Source organism: Marinicrinis sediminis (genome assembly GCF_042685085.1).
Classification (GTDB): domain Bacteria; phylum Bacillota; class Bacilli; order Paenibacillales; family KCTC-33676; genus Marinicrinis; species Marinicrinis sediminis.
In genome coordinates this window covers 1-559 of the sequence record NZ_JBHUMM010000041.1, presented here as the reverse complement: position 1 = coordinate 559, position 559 = coordinate 1, and the positions used below count along the sequence as shown (strand labels likewise).

Genomic DNA, 559 nt, shown 5'->3' with positions numbered 1-559 from the left:
ATCCCGCAATTGCTGGGCGAGCCGTTCGGCTTTTGCGTCCAATTGACGATACGTCAGATGGCGGTTCGCTTCCACAAGCGCCAGCTCATCGGGATACAACGCTACCTGTTCAGCAAACAGCTCGGGAATCGTCCGGTTCCAGCACCCGCCTGCCTGTTCTGCATTCCGCTTGCCGCTCTCGTTAAACACATGCACAATCTCCTGTCGCTCTTGTTCGGTCAGCAGTTCGATATGCTGCAAGCGCTGGGCCGGTTGGGCCACGATGTGGCGCAGTACCTGCACGTAGTGCTGGGCCAGTCTCGCTGCCGTTTCCCGCTGGAACAGGGCAGTCGCATATTCGACATCCAGACGCATCCCGTCTCCTTCCAGGGTGACGGTCAGCGACAGATCAAACTTCGATACCTGTCGTTCTGCCGGCACATCCGACAGTTTAAGCGACCCGAGATCCAGCTCCGATTGCGCCATGTTTTGCATCGCAAACATCGTATCAAACAACGGATTGCGGCCCAGATCCCGCTTGATCTTCAACCGCTCAATCAACTGCTCATACGGATAGTCC

1 protein-coding gene is annotated in these 559 nt (G+C 56.7%); it reads right to left on the bottom strand.

Annotation, left to right across the window (positions count from 1 at the left end):
* Positions 1–559: condensation domain-containing protein (locus tag ACFSUC_RS13135; RefSeq protein ID WP_379930074.1), on the bottom strand; the 559-nt coding region annotated here is incomplete at both ends.